The 17,391-nt window shown below is 45.1% G+C and carries 7 protein-coding genes and 1 pseudogene; 2 read left to right on the top strand and 6 right to left on the bottom strand.

What is annotated here, in order from left to right; genetic code table 11:
• Positions 1-764: 764 nt before the first annotated feature.
• The 6 genes from NQ544_RS01785 to NQ544_RS01810 all read right to left on the bottom strand — a co-directional run bounded on the left by NQ544_RS01785 (position 765) and on the right by NQ544_RS01810 (position 15,916).
• Entirely contained in the window at positions 765-1,052 is a 288-nt protein-coding gene (locus tag NQ544_RS01785; protein ID WP_050758565.1) for a hypothetical protein, read from the bottom strand.
• A 221-nt stretch (positions 1,053-1,273) separates the two neighbouring features.
• The gene (locus NQ544_RS01790) at positions 1,274-2,872 is read right to left on the bottom strand and encodes a DUF5123 domain-containing protein (RefSeq protein WP_006846308.1); all 1,599 of its coding nucleotides are present in this window, start codon (positions 2,870-2,872) and stop codon (positions 1,274-1,276) included.
• 64 nt (positions 2,873-2,936) lie between these two features.
• A complete protein-coding gene (locus NQ544_RS01795; RefSeq protein ID WP_006846309.1) occupies positions 2,937-4,874 on the bottom strand; it encodes a RagB/SusD family nutrient uptake outer membrane protein in 1,938 nt (645 codons plus the stop codon).
• Between the two features lie 18 nt (positions 4,875-4,892).
• Positions 4,893-8,129: a SusC/RagA family TonB-linked outer membrane protein gene (locus NQ544_RS01800; protein ID WP_006846310.1), complete on the bottom strand. Its 3,237-nt coding sequence runs from the start codon at positions 8,127-8,129 to the stop codon at positions 4,893-4,895.
• 431 nt (positions 8,130-8,560) lie between these two features.
• Positions 8,561-11,953, bottom strand: coding sequence for an Ig-like domain-containing protein (locus NQ544_RS01805; RefSeq protein WP_006846312.1), 3,393 nt, complete (start codon positions 11,951-11,953; stop codon positions 8,561-8,563).
• A gap of 231 nt (positions 11,954-12,184) precedes the next feature.
• On the bottom strand, positions 12,185-15,916 hold the full coding sequence (locus tag NQ544_RS01810; RefSeq protein WP_050758566.1) for a glycosyl hydrolase family 95 catalytic domain-containing protein: 3,732 nt from the start codon (positions 15,914-15,916) through the stop codon (positions 12,185-12,187).
• Positions 15,917-16,077: 161 nt separating this feature from the next.
• Here NQ544_RS01810 and NQ544_RS01815 point away from each other — a divergent pair.
• Positions 16,078-16,407: pseudogene (locus NQ544_RS01815) on the top strand (transposase); the annotation flags it as partial.
• 279 nt (positions 16,408-16,686) lie between these two features.
• Positions 16,687-17,388: a hypothetical protein gene (locus NQ544_RS01820; protein WP_006846315.1), complete on the top strand. Its 702-nt coding sequence runs from the start codon at positions 16,687-16,689 to the stop codon at positions 17,386-17,388.
• Positions 17,389-17,391: the final 3 nt, after the last annotated feature.

Genomic DNA, 17,391 nt, shown 5'->3' on the forward strand with positions numbered 1-17,391 from the left:
AAGTAAGCTGATGAAACCATGCACTTCATAGCATGAGTTCTTACGTTTCATAGAGTCGCTACATACCGCTGTGCTGGCACCCAAATATGGCTGTGCTGGCTTGTAGATTCGACTGCGTTGGCTTGTAGATTCGACTGCGTTGGCTTGTAGATTCGACTGCGTTGGCTTGAAGAGGTGTATTCGTAGCTCGAATGAGGCACTTTATTTGATAGAATGTAGCGGCTGAGTTCGCTGAATGAAACGTCTCTTTGGGTTCAAGGAGACGTCTCTTTTAGTTTAAAGAGATAGTTTCTTAGGTTGAAGGAGACAGCTTCTCGAAGGTTGCCACTAGGCTCAGCAGCTCTGCCGAGCCTAGTCAGCAGCTTTGCCGACTGCAGTCAGCAGGTCTGCTGAGCCTAGTGACAACACCTTTTAATCGTACAACTACAACCCTTATAGTCGTACAACCATACACCCTATAGTTGTACGACCATACACCCTTTAGTTGTACAACTATAACCCTTTCAGTCGTACAACCATACACCCTATAGTTGTACGACCATAACCCATTTAGTTGTACAACTATAACCCTTTCAGTCGTACAACCATAACCTATTTAGTTGTACAACCATAAACGCAAGCCCGCCAGGCGTACTTTTTACGCCTAGCGGGCTTGCGTTTTTTTTACTTTCAGAACTTTCGCATGTGGTTCAAGAACGGGCTGAAGGCCCAAAAGCTTCTAGCCCAGAGCATGTGGGGCAAAATTTGCGAAAGTTTTGTTAATTTTATTGTTTCAATTTCTTAATCTCATCAATAGATAAGCCAGTTGATTTTGCAATGACGTCTATTGGAGTATTGTAGGTTAATAGGTTCAAAGCAATCTCTTTGCTTACCTTTTTGGCTTCTTTCTCCATAGCATGCTTATATACCGCATAATTGTCCCACATGACCATCATGCTGTTGTCGTATTTCTCCTGTTCCTCTTTGGTCAGAGTCTTGGAGTCGGCGATTTCTGCCAGTCTCTTGAATATCTTATGCTGAGCCTCGAAAGGCATTTTTTCCAAAGTCTCCATATGCTTCAAATTATAAATCCAACAATCTAAAAACGTAGTACACTCTTCCTTAGGTACTATCGCTGCAAAGATACGCTTTTTATTCGTAACTTCCAAGAAATTAGCTGTAAAAATGAGATAGAGAATAGGAGAAAGTAAAAAAAGGTGCAATGCCCGATTTTTGATGAGGACATTGCACCTTTAATTATATTAATTTATTTATCTGTCGGATGTAAGTACTATTACTGTACAATCCAACGTGGGTCACCGAAATTACCATACTTACTCTGGTATTTGTCTTTGATGGTGAAATCACCTGTTGAAGGTGATACCCAAAGATCTGCAGATGAAATATCTACAGGATCTCCAATATGCAACTTTGACTTCCAAGTGTATTCTTTGGTATAATATACATCAACGAATGGAGCGTTCTTGTAACTTGTTGCTGTTGCATCTGCCAACGCTGCACTCTGACCGATGAGGGTGTTGCTAAAGTTAGGAACAATATTGTTGTTCTTGTTGGTATCGATGAGATACTTGCCGCCCACAACTGCGTCATACAATGTACAGTGATCTACATTTACCTTTGTCATGCTGTTGGCTACAGCAATCATAGGACCTGCAGAGAGATTAGCGATGGTAGAGTTGGTGAGGTTTACTGTTTCCAACTGTGCCTCTGGAGCATCTTTACCTGCTGCCAACACACCATAAGAACCAATCTTATTGATTAAGCAGTTGTTGAAGTTGATGCTACCGATGGTAGGTTTTATTCCCTTCTGCAGACGGATGATACCACGGGTATTTTTGATATTACACTTGTCGAACTGAATAGAACCGATGTTATCGTTCGTGTTCAAGTTGAGGATGTAGTCTGCGCTGTTGTCCTTATTCTCCAAGTTGAGGTTGTAGAAACGGATGAGATCTTTCTCGCCCTCAATCTTGATTTCCTTTACCTTCCATATAGAAACGGCGCCAGATTCTCCCCAGAAGTATATGCTCTTGATGTTGGCAGGGATGATGAGTCCCTTCTGTTCGCCAGTATCAGAACTTGTCATCTGGTAAGTTGCATTCTTAGGCATTACAATGACAACCTTGTCTGATGTTGCTTCCTTCAAGATGGTACCCAGATCCTCGCCCTCGGCAAGAGTCATGACATCAAAGCCTTCAGGGTAAGCTTCTGTAGTCTTGAAAGAGTAAGTTCCTCTCAGGTTCTCCTTGTTCCACAACTTCACCTTGTATGAAGAGTTAGCCTTCAAGCCAGTGATAGTCAGCTTACCTGCTGCTACGGCCTCGGCAGTGAAGTCAACTTTGGTAGAATCTTCTGAACTCTTGTAATAGTAAACAGCATCGATGGTCTTGCCTGCAATGAAGCTTACGGTAGCAGTGCTTGATGTTACATCAACACCTGTGATAATCTGTTCAGCCTTGGTTTTGAACTTAAACTTATCCAAGTATCTCCAGTTAGAAGACTTTCCGTCTAAACTGCGGCCCTTTATACGGATGTAGTACTCTGTGTTTCCATCCAGATTGTAGATGCTGTCAGGAGTATCTACAAATGAAGAGTCAACAACGCTATGTTCGGTGCCGCCCATAGGAATATCGTTGTAGAGAGAGTCTGTACTGTACTCAACGATGTAATAGTCAGTGTTTGGCATCTTCTTGAAGCTCACCTCAGCACGGTCGTCCAGAGGAGTAACCGAAAGTTCGATAGAGTGGAACAAGCGGTCGTAGCTAGCGTCAACACTCCAGTCATTGTCATCGGTACAAGATGTCAATGAGGCAAATCCCAGGAGCATGAATGCTCCGGAGATTGCGCTTTTATTTATTTTAGATAAATTCATGATTATTCAAATTTTATCTTTGATTAGAATGGTTGATGAATTGCTTTTCTGTAGCAATCGCTTATTAATAACCATAAGAATTACTCAACTTGCCCTGTGAATCGGCGATACTTGATGTCGCAATAGGGAAGAGGTAGCGATTCTTTACAGTTGTATTGAGATATGAACTGATGAATGGCAGTTTGCCTTTCAGATTCTTCTGGTCTTTATCGGTTACCTCAGCGCCCCACCAGGTTACATACTCGTAATCGGCAGTATTTTCAGGAGCCTCATACCAGCATACAGAATTCATATCAATCTTTACATCTGTAGCAGTCTTGATGGTCTTGTAATAGAGTTTGGCAGGATACTCATTAATCTGAGCCTCATAGTCTGCCTTAAACTGGTCTATCTTCTTGCTCAGGAGGTTCCAGCGCTCCAACTCATATTTACGTACACACTCACCTGCAAACTCCCAGGCATTCTCGTCAACGATGGCATTGAAAAATGCATCCTTGTCAGAAGAAATGCCAGCTACGTATGCCTTGGCATCAGCCTTGTTGGCATCAGCGAATGCACGCTCATGTACCAAGCCTAGAGCGTCGCGGGCACTCAATCCGTTTACGCCGCCTGTAGTCGCGTCAGGATTGCCGTTAAGCTCATTCATTACTTCTGCATACATCAGGAGAACCTGTGAGTAGCGCAGGGTAATGAAGTTGATACCTGTACATACCTTTTCTGTACTTCCCAAGGCAGCCTGGCGCCATTCCTCGCTCATCTTACGGATATCCCACTTACCGCAGTAGATACCGAATGGTGAGTTCTTGTCGAATGACTCTTTCATTACGCCATCAGTCTCTTTCAGGGTGTAAGGAACACAGGTGATGTCACGACGCTGGTCCTTGTGGTCGTATGACCAGAAGAGAGGAGCTGTCATCTTAACCTTACCTGATGAGTTACCCTTCTTACCATAGCGTGAAGAAGATCCATTGATGCGGACACCGATGGTGTAGCCTAACTCACCACTTCTGTTAACACCCAGTGCTACCTCAAAGAGGTTCTCGTAGTACTTGTCATCAAGTTTGTTCTGGTTGATGAGATACCACTCGTTCTCATAGCTTGGGTTCAACTGGTGAATACCCTTGCTGATGATTTCATTGAGATGAGTCTGTGCCAACAGATAATACTTGGTACGCTCAGCTGCACCTGGACGCTGTGTAGGATAGGTTGGGTCGCTGTTCTCTGTAGCAGTCTCATATCCGTCTTTCTGACTTTCGCGGATAGCCCATCCAGCACGCTGCAAGGCAATCTGTGCGAGCAAGCCATGAGCATAGCCCTTGGTGATGCGCTCTGTGGTATATGAGTTCTCGCCTACCCAGCAAAGGTCTGGGATAGCTCGCTCCAACTCTACGATCATGCTGTCCATGATTTCATCACGGTCGGTCTTGCCTACGTAGATGTTGCTCAAGTCTGTCTTAGTTCCTTCCAACTTCATTGGCACGTCACCGAAGTTTCTTACCAGGTTGAAGTAGAGGAGTGCTCTTACTGTGATAGCCTCAGCACGGTAGCGATGCATCAGTTTGATGTTGCTCTTGGTTTCATTGCCACTCTGTGTGTCGAAGTTGTTTACGAGCTCGATTACATTGTTGCTGTATTCGATACCCTCGTAAAGCTTGTCCCAGGTGGTCTGAATCTTAGACCAGCTACCAGCTACCATGTTGAAGTTGCAGGCACCACGCTCACTGTTGGTCTGTGAAGTGGCAGATGCGTCCTGACCATCTATCAGCTCAATATCTGAGTTGGTACCGAGGGTGATACCCATCAACTGTCCGTAGATACCCTCTTCTGTCAGTTCACCGTATGCCTTGTTCAAAACAAGACTTGTATAGTATGGTGAAGTTGCTACCGCATCAGGAGTGTGCTCCGAGGGTGACTGCTGGTCGAGGAAGTCACTGCATGATGTTGTTGTACCGAGCAACAATCCGCTTATCAATAATGCTTTAAAAATATTCTTATTCTTCATTGTTATATCCTCCTTGAATTAGAATGAAACGTTCACACCAAATACGAATGAGCGGCTCTTTGGATAAGCTGCATAGTCGATACCTGGGCACATTGGATTCTTCTTAGAACTTGTATCTGTCTCTGGATCAGAGCCTGAATAGCCTGTGATGGTTAACAGGTTGTAGGCTGTTGCATAGAAACGTACATTGCTCAAATATACCTTCTTGATAAGGTTCTTTGGCAAGGTGTAGCCCAATGTCAATGTCTGCAAACGGAGGAACGAACCATCCTCTACAGCATAGTCTGTGATAGCCATTGTACCTGTTATACAAGGATTGAATATACTTGCGTTAGCATTGATTGCATTCAGGGTGTTATAGATGTTCTCGATACTACCATACTGAGCAATGACAGTTGAAGAAGGCTTTGTCAGATTGACACCTGTGGCTGGATCAACGCATGTATAGCGGTTGATGAAGTCGTTGTTCAGGTTATAGCCCTTGCGAGAACCCTGGTAGAAGCTAGATGCCAGCTTGGTACCATTCACAATCTTGTTGCCGAATGAGTAGTTGCAGAATACAGATGCATCGAAGCCATGGAAGGTTGCGTTGAAACCGAAACCACCTGTCCAAGGTGCGATGGTGTTACCCAAGCGCTGCTTGATAGCCTTGCCGTTCTCGTCTGCCTCCAACTTGATGGAACCTGGAGCCAATGTTCCACCGATGGTACCTACGGTATTTGCGATGCTGGCATCTGCCAACTCCCATGCATTACCATTCCACTTCAAGTCGCCTGTACCTGTCTCTGGGTTGTAAACAGTATAGAAACCGTTCATCTTGTAACCCCAAACCTCGCCGAGTCGGCCACCTTCTACGATTCGGAAGTTCTGGTTGTCATTGCAGAGAGAACCTGCCCACTTATACTCTTGGAATTCAGCCTGGCTGTTCAGCTTGTCAATTTTGTTGCGGTTGTAAGAGATGTTGCCAGTGAAACTGAATGTGAAGTCCTTCTTGTTGATGATGTCAGCATTGATGGTGAACTCGAAACCCTTGTTGGATGTCTGACCGAAGTTCTGATACTGATAAGCATATCCCGAAATAGATGGGATATTGGTCTGCATCAGCAAGTCCTTGGTTGTATTCCAGTAGAAGTCAAGGGTACCATTGATACGGCTGTTGAAGAAGCCGAAGTCGAGACCGAGGTCACGGGTGATGGTTGTCTCCCACTTCAAGTTTGGATTAGATAAAGTCTTGTGCTCCAGCATAGTAGAGAAATTGCCATCGAAGAATGGCAACTTTGCTGTTGCATCAGACAATGAATAGGTTGCATCAATCAAACCGCTCTTGATACGGTTGTTTCCTGCAGTACCGTAAGAGAGACGGAACTTCAAGTTTGACAACCAGCTGGCTGTACTCTTCATGAACTCCTCCTCGCTTACACGCCATGCGAAAGCTGCTGAAGGGAAGTAACCCCAACGGTTGCCTGCAGCAAACTTAGAAGATGCATCGGCACGGAGAGTAGCTGTGAAGAGATATTTCTCAGCGTAAGAATAGTTGATACGGCCGAAGTAAGACAAGAGGTTGTCCTTACGGCCGATGGTGTTAACGTTAGGGAGAGCTGTACCGGCAGCCTGGTTAGCCAAAGCTTCCTTGACACTGAAGGTGATAGGGAAGGCTACGGTTGTAGATGTGTAGCTCTCATCCTGTGATGACGACCACTCCTGACCTACGAGTACATTGAGTTTATCACCTCTCAGGAGGGCGTTCTTTGTATCGTATGTCAAGGTATTGGCATTACGCCAGTTCTTGTTGTCCTTGCGGATAATCTGTGTCTGTGGCTGACCTGAATAACCGAACTTAGAGTTGCGTGAAGCGTATGTACCCCAAGCCTGGTTTGTCTTCTCGTAGCTCCATGAATAACCGAATTCAGAACGGAAGGTGATGCCCTTGAATGGCTTCCAGTTCAAGCCGGCATTGTAGTTCTGACGGAAACGGCGCTGCTGCTTGTAGGTATCGTCCATACGCTGTGTAGGACTAGCCTCTGTGCTGTTTGAGCTTTCATCATCGTCATCGCCGCTGATGAACAAAGGATCTACTGGGCGGAATGTAACAGTCTTGGCTACGATAGAGTTAGAGGCGTTGCTCTCGTTGGTATCAGCACCTGAACCCAAACCGTTAATCTTGGTATAAGCCAAGCGGGCATTGAAGTCCAATGTCAACCACTTGTTCAACTTGCTGTTGAGCTTAGCGTTGATGTTGTCCTTGGTATAGTCAGAAGCCTTCATGATGCTCTTGTCATCAGTGCGGGCATAGCTGATGTTGTACTTGGTCTCCTTGGTACCACCGTTTACAGCTACGTTGTAAATCTGCTGCAAGCCAGTGCGGCCGAAGAGGTCGTCCTGCCAGTTGTTACCCTTTACAGACTTCCAGATCTCCATATCATCGTAGTCACCATACTCAGTGTTACCTACTTCATACTGATAGAGAGCGTAGTTGTAAGGATCCATAACCTTGGTCTCCTTGGCCATCTTCTTGAAACCTAAAGATGCACCAAAGCTTACCTGGGTCTTACCCTCCTTACCACTCTTGGTAGTAACGATGATAACACCATTGGCACCACGGGCACCATAGATAGCTGTTGAAGAGGCATCCTTCAACACGTCGATAGTCTCGATTTCGCTTGGAGCGATATCGCTGATAGAACTTACAGGGAAGCCGTCAACGATGTAGAGAGGTGAGTTGTCCTGCGAAAGAGAACCACCACCGCGCACGCGGATCTTGATGTCTGCATCAGGCGAACCTTCTGTAGTTGTGATGTTTACACCGGCAAGCTTACCAGTCATGGCCTCGCCCACGCTTGAGACAGGGATGTCAGCAAGCTCCTTGGAACCGATGGAAGCCACAGAACCGGTAAGGTCCTTCTTCTTCATCGTACCATAACCGATTACTACGACATCGTTGAGGGTGGTGTTGTCATCCTCAAGCTTTACATCGATTGATTCTTTACCTGCAACGCTTACTTCCTTAGCTTTCATACCAATGTATGAAATCTTCAGTTTCTTGCTCTTGCCTTTTAAGTTTACTGTGAAGTTACCGTCAATGTCGGTCACGCCACCATTGCCAGCTACACCTACCTCCATGACAGATGCGCCGATGATTGGCTCGCCCGTATTGTCAGTAACAACGCCTTTTACTGTTTGTGCAGATACACTTGTTACTACGAACATCAGTGCGCCCGCCAAAGCAATTTTCTTTTTTCTAAAATTACCAGACATACACTTTAGGTTTAGATAAAACTTATTCTAAATTACTAATTTTCTAATGTTTTTGAAATGTTTTTAAGTAAAAATCCAGTCCTGAGCAGTTGCTTTATCATGGCTGTTCCTCTTGGCTCCCGAAGGCTCCAGTGGGGCAACCTTGATGCATAGCGTTAGCTAAGTCTTGGTTTTCTTGATGCAAAAGTATATAAAAAATATGAGAATATAGGTATATTTTGAGAAAAAAAATACGTAAACGTTTACAGATTTTTGCGTAAATACTCTGTTTTTTACATTTCGATGGTCCGTTTTTCTCTGTTTTCATTTCTGCTGTTTCGGGTGTTGAGGGAACAAAAAAAGTGCAATATCCGGCACCCTTCTGAACGAGGATGGGGATATTGCACTCCGAATGTTATCTGTCAATCTATTTACTTAATGTCTCTGTTTCTTTACTTTACGATGACCTTGCTTGTCTTCTTGCTGCCATCTGCCAGGGTCTTAACTACGATGTTGATACCCTTCTGAAGATTTGAGAGCTGTGTGCCGTCGGCTGCATAGATGGCGGTCTTGATGACTGCTGCATCTGTAGCTGAGGCGATGTTGTGGATGCCGGTGCCCAGGACTGCTGCTGTTGCTTCGCTCAGTCCGCCCATCTCGTTGGCTGCACGAACACTCCATGTTGCTGAAGCATCATCTACGAGGTAGGTTGGTTTGATGGTGAAGTCAACTACCTTGCCGTTCTTGCATACTGCCCATAGAAGAGCGTAGTCGTTGTTGTCCCAAGCGAGGGTTGTACCGTTCAGCTTAACGTTGCTAGGTGCTGATGCCTGCTCGGTAGCTGCAGTTGGATCCCAGTCATCATCCTGACCCATTACTGTTTCAATGGTGTAGGTTGCAGCTTCCTCTGCTGCGAGGATAGGGTCTCCTGCTGTTTCATTACGACGGTTTACATAATTGTCACCATCCTTTGAATCGTAGGCATCGTAAACTTTCTTTCTGTCCTTGAGGTCTACTACGCTACCTGTTGATGTGTATGAGTTGTATTCAGCGAAACGCTTAGGGTAACCGCCACTCATCTCGTTCCATCCTGCTGCTGATGGGATAGCTTCCATCTTGGTGTCGATGTAGAGTGCAATAGGTGTGCCTTTGCCCCATGGACGTCCCAAGGTGTAGTTGCCGTTTAGGTCTTTTGCCGCAGTAGCATCCTTGATAGTACAGTCTTTGAAGATGTAGCCATACTTCTTAGGCTGAGAAGGAACTGCGAGATAGCCTCCCTTTTCACAGATCCAGAGTTCTACATTATTATAATATACATCACCCTTACCGCAGAGGTAGTCGGTACGACCACGAAGGATTCCGTCTTCGAAGTAGAATTTACCGTTCTGGTTGTTTGATACGTAGGTGTCCTGGTAAGCCCAGAGGTTTACGTTCTTACAGATGGTCTTGTTGCTCTGGTCGTTGAGTACGATGTCGCGACCTTTGGCATCACCCATACTGCTGTACATCTTCAGATCCTGGAAATAGGTGTTTGTTGCTCCCTTCTGCAAGCAGAGTACGTCACCCTTGCCGATACCTTCCAATACGTTGGCTGATTGGCCTGAGTTTGGAACGGTGTTGGTCAGTGAGGTGTTGTCCATGCCTTCACCAATGATTGATACGTTTGGCGTATTCATATAGGTGGTTGGGTTAGCATAACTCTTGCCGTCGCTACCTGTTACCTTACTCTTCTCGTCAGCAGGAATCTTGTAGTCGCCCTGCTTGATGAAGATGCGGAAACGCTTGCTAGTATCTGTACGCTTAGCTGCTGCATCAAGTGCTGCCTTGAAGTCGCCGTCGGTTGGTACGATGAAGTCGTAGAGTGCTTTGGTTACAGCTGGCTTGGTCTTGGTAGTGAAGTTCAGAACGATTGCCTGGTCTGTGGCATTGTCTGTCAGGTCGGCTACCGAACCTGCAGCGAGTTTGAAGGTATAAGCCGTAGCGTAGTTCAAGCCTTTGTATGCGAAGGTGATGGTCTTGCCTGATACAGTTCCTTCTATCTTTGCTGTTCCGAGAGTGGCTGCAGCGTTGTCGGTGAGTTTTACCTTCTCATCAAAAGTCAGTACAATCTTGCCGTTGGCAGATGCGTTGGTTGCGCCTTCTGTTGGTATGGTGCTTACGAGTACAGGGGCCTTGCCGTCGTTTACGAGCTGGGCAGTACCTGTGATGTAGATATTTGTGATAGCGATTCCGTCGTTGTCGCCTGTTGCTCCCTTGATGGAAGAAGTCTTGTCGGCAATCCAGCGGATGTATACTTCTGATTTGTTGTTTGCATCGGCTGGGAGAGTGAACTCGCCATCGGTCCAGGCTTTGGTTCCTGGCATCTTGATGGCGCCTACCTTGGTCCAGTCGGTGCCGTTGAGAGAGTATTCCACATTATATGTTTCGTATGCATTATAATTGTAGAGCATACTGCTCTTTACCTTGATATCGGTGAAGGCTGTTGCGTTGACCTTGGTCTGCCAATAGGTTTCGCCCAGTGCCTTGGTTTTCTTGGAGGTCCAGTTTACAGCTGCATTCTTTCCTTCGTAGCCGCCAGCACTGTTGCTCTTGTCGAGCCATGCGTATGTATTTCCGTCTGCATCGCGCAGGATGAGCTGGTCTACATCGTTGTCTTCTGCAGCGAAGTCTGCTGTACGACCTTCTCTTGCTGACTTATAGAAGTCCCAGCCTGCGATGAAGTCTTTTGCAGAATATGCAGCAGTGTATGATTGGTCGACATTCATCTTTATTTTGCGTTCTGCTCCTGTTTCACCATCATTCCAGTTGGTAAAGGTGAGGATGTCGTTGCTGCTGGCTGTGAGGGTTACTTCTGTTCCCTCTTCATACATATTCTTTCCGTTAACAACGGTTGGGGCAGGAGTTGCGCTTACCATATAATCGTTGGCACCACCTTCTACCTTGTAATCCAAAGCGTAGGTGTTTATCTTTTCAAAGTTTGCCTTCAATGCTGTGTTGGCAGAGATAGAGAAGGTATATTCTTCATCTGTAGATACTACCTTATTATTGGCATCTGTCCAGTTGACAAACTTGTAGCCGAAATTCTTTGTTGCAGTTACGGTGATTGGTGTTTCTGCATCAAATACTGTTCCTGCAGGAGATACCTTGACGGTTCCTGCTCCTACAGTTGATACAACAGCTGACAGTGTATACTGTTCTACCTGTTGAATGGTTCCGTTCAAGAGACCGTTGATGTGTACATCGGCAAAGCCTTGCTGCTTAGCAGCGCCAACGCCGACGGTGCAACTCAGCGTGAAGCCTTCAGCTGATGTCAGTTTGGCTTGCTGGTCGGCAGTGAGCTGGATGACGATGTGGTCGGTCAGGTTTTCATTTTTCGAAAACTTGTCAGTCTCTGTTGTCTTGTTATCTCTTAATGCAGTGAAATTACCCAAGTCTACAGAAGTTCCGTCGCTGAGTTTGGCGGTTACGGTTACTCCATTTTCTGCATCTGTACCGAATCGTTTTACGTAGGTACTGATAGAGGTTGGGGTAAATGTAAGTCCCTTGCTAGGTTTAACGGTCCATTCTACGGCTTTTGTTGTACCAACAGGACCGAAACCAGCCATGGCCATCATGTTTCCGTCTTTGTCTTTTGTAGTCTTGAGAGAATACTTCAAGTCACCGGTGTTTACGGAAACCAGACTGAAACCATTTTCTGGTGATTTAGTGTACTGCGTAGCGTAGTTGTCGTCATTAAACGGCCATGAAACGCTAGCTTCTTCGTTCTGGTAGGTTTGCGCATTTGCCACTACCATAACAAACAGGGCAATGAGTGAGAGCCCAAATCTGAGTAGATTCTTTTTCATTTGTTTGCCTTTTTAGGTTGTTGTACTTATTATTTTTATTCACTACCGTCCCGTTAAAGTGGACTAATCGTTCTTTGAAATCATTGAAATAAGTCTTTTATGAGCAGTTTCCATTGACGGACAAAACACCGCTCAGGGAACTGTTCGATAAGACTTATTCCAATGATGTCAAAGAGCAATTTGGTCCCCTCATTCCGGGGCTATTTGATTAATATTAAACTCGTCCCAATTTTAACGGGACTCTAATGATTTAACATATTTCTTTCCCTTAACGACAACTACGCCATGATAACCTTCTCCAACACGCTGACCGTTAAGATTATATATAGCATTATCTTTTTCAGATTCTCTGGAAAGACCTAATACCGGAACAATAGTAGCAAGGCCTCCAACAAGCGTTATCTCCTCACCTGCATTAGTTGGAATATCATAGAGATAAGTATCCGGAAGCGTAGTGGCAGGAATCTTACTTGCATCCTTGACTATAGGCTCCGGCATGCCGTAAGGCTGCATCAAAGAATTGGTATTATTGCCTTCTGCTACAGAAAGAGCTGTACCATCGGCATTTGTCAATGGTGTTGCAGTACGCAGACGTAAGTTTCCGCCGACAGTAGACTTCACTGCAAGCTTCTCTATCTTGCCGTCAACCCATTTCATATCTGTCACCACAAATCCGCCACGGGCACACAGTCCTTTCACTTCGCCACCGGCTTTCCATTCCGTAGGCAATGCAGGAAGAACATGCAAGAAGCCGGCATGTGACTGCACAAGCATCTCTGCTATAGCTGCAGTAGCTCCGAAGTTTCCGTCAATCTGGAATGGAGGATGGGCATCAAACATATTTGCATACGAGCCGCCGTCGGAAGAAGCGATTGTCACATTAGGGTCGAGCAGGACAAGCTGGTTCTTAAGAATCTTCATGGCATGGTCTCCATCAAGCATACGTGCCCACATGGCTTCCTTCCATCCCATCGACCATCCGCGGGCAGCATCGCCACGTCCGACAAGACTCTTGTGTACTGCCTGATAAAGTGTAGCGTTTTCGTATGGAGAAACCTGATTGCCAGGATAAGCGCCCCAGAGATGAGACAGATGACGATGAGACGAATTCTCTTTATCCCAGTCTTCCTGCCATTCCTGTACCTGTCCGTATTGACCAATCTTCCATGGAGTAATCTGTGCCTTCAGAGCATCAAGAGCATCTGCGAAATCCGCATCCTTATCAAGAGCACGAGCTGCAAGAGCTGTATTCTTCAACAAGTCATAGACCATCTCGTTATCCATGGCAACTCCTCCGAAAAGGGCAATGTTTGCAGTTTTACCGTCAGGCTTGGTATAAGAGCCTATACCAGGATGATTCTCCGGTGAGTTGCTCGGACAAACAACCATATACCCTGTATTCGGATCCTTCACAAGAAAATCCTGGAAGAATTCTGCCGCTCCCTTCATTATAGGATAGACCTCTGCAAGATATGTCTTGTCGCCAGAGAAGAGATAACGCTCCCAAAGGTGAGAGCAGAACCATGCGTTACATGTAGGCCATACTCCTACGGTGCCATTGTCTACCGCACCTGTCGTACGCCAAATATCTGTATTATGATGTAAAGCCCATCCACGTGCGCCATACATCTTCTTAGCTGTTTCCGCACCTGTAACACTTACATCCTTGACCATCTCGACAAACGGCTCATGGCATTCTGCAAGATTTGTGACTTCTGCAGGCCAGTAGTTCATCTCAACATTGATATTTGATGTGTATTTCGAATCCCAAGCCGGATACTGACGCGCATCAGGATTCCAGATGCCCTGCAGATTAGCTGGCTGTGTGCCTGGTTGTGAAGAAGATATGAGCAGGTAACGTCCAAACTGGAAGTAGTTGGCTGCCAACTGAGGATCAGAAGTCTTATGGAACTCCTTTATACGCTGTTCCGTGTTCTTGGACTCCTGTGTAGCATTACCTGCAAGAGTCAGGTCCACACGGTCAAACTGTGCCCTGTAGACAGATTCATGATCCGAAAGCGTTGTAACATAATCTTTCTTGCTGTTCTCGTAAGCTTCCAGATAGGCAAGAGCTGATGCACTTGCATCACCGCTTACATCATCATATTTCTTGAAATTAGTGGCTTGCGAAATAATGATTGTAGCGTATGTAGCACCTGTCACATTAAGACGCGGAGCATTTGTAGCGGCTCCCACTGTTCCCTGAGCATAGATATTGACATTGTCGTTTGTAATAGTGCCGTCAGTGTCCACAATACGCAGATAAGTACAAAGGTTGAGCTTGTTTTCCACATTCTCACACTTGTCACGTGCCGGTCCCATCGTTGCCTTGACAGTATGCTCGTCATAGAGGACGTTAGACGTGAGCTTCTCTATATTCGACTTATTACAACCGGCATAAGCCACATTGAAGTCGAGTTTACCTTTCTGGTCCGCTTCAAGACGCACCACTGTGACATTATCCTTGAAAGAAGTGAATACTGTACGCTTATACCCTACACCTTTCACATGATACTCCACATTGCTTGTTGCTGTATTCATATCAAGATAGCGAACATAGCCTTGTGCATCAACAGCATCCGAAGTCTGTGCACTTTCCATATCATCGAAACGCTGTCCCGGGAAGCCAAGCAAGACAACACCTGCTGCACGATAACTTGCTCCATGCGAGCCTTGCGACATCCAGTTCGTAACTGCAAGATTCTGTACCGAAGCATAATCTTTATTGAAGATGCCTTGCTGTACTTCTCTGAGTACTCCAAAAGCATTTGCATTATAGTTCGTGTTCGGTCCCTGGTCCCAGAATGTATCTTCGTTGAGCTGGAGCGTATCGCATGCGACACTACCGGAGTGCATAACACCAAGACGACCGTTTCCCAACGGTAGAGCTTCTTCCCAATAGCCTGCTGGCTTGTTGTACCACAAATGATTCTTGCTTTCTATTGTAGGAGCAGGTATCGGATTGGTATCGGCGGTGATGAAACTGAACGTCAAGGCTTTCGCAAGCACATTTCCAGAAAGGTCACTTACTGTATTTGCCGGTAGCTCAAAGTTATACTTCGCACTTTTGTCAAGAGCAGAATAGCTGAAACGAATTACATTGCCGTTTACTGTTGGAGCAAGCTTGACAACACTGTTTGTATTTGCATTCGTAAGCGTTGCCTCTGCCCCATCCGCCACATGCACACTCTCGTCAAAGTTCAAAGCAATGGTTCCTGTTGTCACGACATTATCCTCATTATCCTTTGGACGGCTTGATACGAATGCCGGTGCTTCATTGTCGTCAGCAAGCACCTTTACATATTTCAGATTGTAATTGCTATTCTTCGTGGCACTGACAATAAAGAGTCTCACTATGACATTCTCCTTATTGTCGGCATCAAGAGAGTAAACAGCATCATTATATTTATTCCAATGACTGCCGCTGACATAGTCATCAAGTGTTGTCCATGTCGTCCCTCCATCAACGGAATACGCCACACCAAAATGTGTGGAGCTACTTGAGCCGTCGCCTATAGCGAAATTAAGTTTCACGTTGTTCAGGTTTACAGTAGGGAAATTCACTTCGAAATATTGGTCATGTGTTGAGGCATCACCATAGTTTTCCTTTTGTGTAAATTTATCTATCGAAGCTGTGTTCAGACGCAAGACATAGCTGTCCTTACTTTGCTTTACCTCCCACTTACCGTCACTTGTCTTCAGCGAAAGCTTATAGTTGGTCCGTACTCCAGAACATGTGTTCGGCAGAAACACCGGTTGTTTACTTTTCCATGCGGTATTGCTTATCGCCTGCCATCCGCTGCCATCCGGAGTGTAGGTCACAACAGTTCCGCTGCTTGAGCTTTCCCATCCCTCTGAGAACACCCATGACGCAACAGCTGTCTGTTGCGCATGGCTGATAACAGGATTCGCAAAGGTAAAAGCCAAAAGCATCAGAGCCACATGGAATAAATGACTCATCATTCTTTTCATAATTTTACTTTTTAATTGTTTTTAGATTACACTACCGTCCCGTTAAAGTGGACTAATCGTTCTTTGAAATCGTTGAAAATAAGTCTTTTATGAGCAGTTTCTAGAGTCAACGGACTTGAATTCGTAACTTTGCAGCCAAATACACGGCTGCGTTGACAGCCCAGCAGATAGCCGACCTCTACAAGAACCGTTGGCAGATAGAGCTGTTCTTCAAGTGGCTCAAGCAGCACCTCAAGATCAAAAAGTTCTGGGGAACTACCGAGAACGCTGTCAGAATACAGATAGCGGCTGCTATTACTGCCTACTGCCTTGTGGCGATTGTCCAGCACGATATGAAGTTGAAACGCTCGGCCTACGAGGTCTTGCAAATCCTCAGCATATCATTGACGGACAAAACACCGCTCAGGGAACTGTTCGATAAGACTTATTCCAATGATGTCAAAGAGCAATTTGGTCCCCTCATTCCGGGGCTATTTGATTAATATTAAACTCGTCCCAATTTTAACGGGACACTAATGATTACATTTTTAAGTTTGTTGGTGCAAAAATACACTTATTATTTTTATTTAAGGTATTTTTGTTTCGGTTTCGGTGCAAAAGTTACGTAATCGTTTTCGTAGTTTTAGTTCATTTTGGTTCATGTTTTTCTGAGATTCTCAAAATGATTTATTATTTTTGCCACCGAAATAAACTAGCAAATGAATCAAACTAAAATAAAGTTATTCAACAACTATAATATATAAACTTAAAATAAAACGATTATGAAGAAATTCTTTACTCTTATTGCAGCCGTAGCTTTGGCTGCTAGTGTTAATGCTCAGGGAACTTATGCTGTGCAGGTAGGTGACAAGGTAAATGCTGGTGATAAGATTACGTCAGTAAAAAATGTCACTTTGACTTATATGGAGAATGCTGGTACTGCTTTTGCAGATGGTAAGGCTATCGGTAATTGGGCTGATGGTGATTTCGGTGCTTATGTTTGTGGTAAGAACAGCGGTAAGTTGGTTTCTGGTGCTGAGCCTACTGGCTGCGCTTACAAGTTTGAGACCACAAAAGCTGGTTCTTTAACAGTAGCAGTTCAATTGAATGCAACCAAGGGCTTCCATATCTTGGATGCAAATTTTGCAGAGGTAGCTCCTGCTTCTTATAATTTGCCTGCTGCTAAGGATGGTGCTTCTCAGGAGTTCACACTGAACGAGAAAAATGAAAATATTATTGCCGAAAAGTCTAATGGTATAGTAACCTTCAACGTTGCTGCTGGTGGTACATACTATGTGCTTGCTGCAGGTACTAAAATGGGCTTCTTTGGCTTTAAGTATACGATAGGCACTGGCACCGGCATCTCTTCAGTAAATGCTGCTGCAGCCAAGAAGAATGGTAAGACCTATAATATGGCTGGTCAGGAGGTTTCTTCTTCTGCAAAGGGCTTGATTATCAAGAACGGTAAGAAGTATGTAAAGTAACAG

The organism is Segatella copri DSM 18205 (assembly GCF_025151535.1).
Classification (GTDB): domain Bacteria; phylum Bacteroidota; class Bacteroidia; order Bacteroidales; family Bacteroidaceae; genus Prevotella; species Prevotella copri.

What these genes read in the sequence shown, in the direction of transcription:
- NQ544_RS01800 (WP_006846310.1), bottom strand. Translation starts at nt 8,129, where the DNA reads ATGTCTGGTAATTTTAGAAAAAAGAAAATTGCTTTGGCGGGCGCACTG.
- NQ544_RS01795 (WP_006846309.1), bottom strand. Translation starts at nt 4,874, where the DNA reads ATGAAGAATAAGAATATTTTTAAAGCATTATTGATAAGCGGATTGTTG.
- NQ544_RS01810 (WP_050758566.1), bottom strand. Translation starts at nt 15,916, where the DNA reads ATGATGAGTCATTTATTCCATGTGGCTCTGATGCTTTTGGCTTTTACC.
- NQ544_RS01790 (WP_006846308.1), bottom strand. Translation starts at nt 2,872, where the DNA reads ATGAATTTATCTAAAATAAATAAAAGCGCAATCTCCGGAGCATTCATG.
- NQ544_RS01785 (WP_050758565.1), bottom strand. Translation starts at nt 1,052, where the DNA reads ATGGAGACTTTGGAAAAAATGCCTTTCGAGGCTCAGCATAAGATATTC.
- NQ544_RS01820 (WP_006846315.1), top strand. Translation starts at nt 16,687, where the DNA reads ATGAAGAAATTCTTTACTCTTATTGCAGCCGTAGCTTTGGCTGCTAGT.
- NQ544_RS01805 (WP_006846312.1), bottom strand. Translation starts at nt 11,953, where the DNA reads ATGAAAAAGAATCTACTCAGATTTGGGCTCTCACTCATTGCCCTGTTT.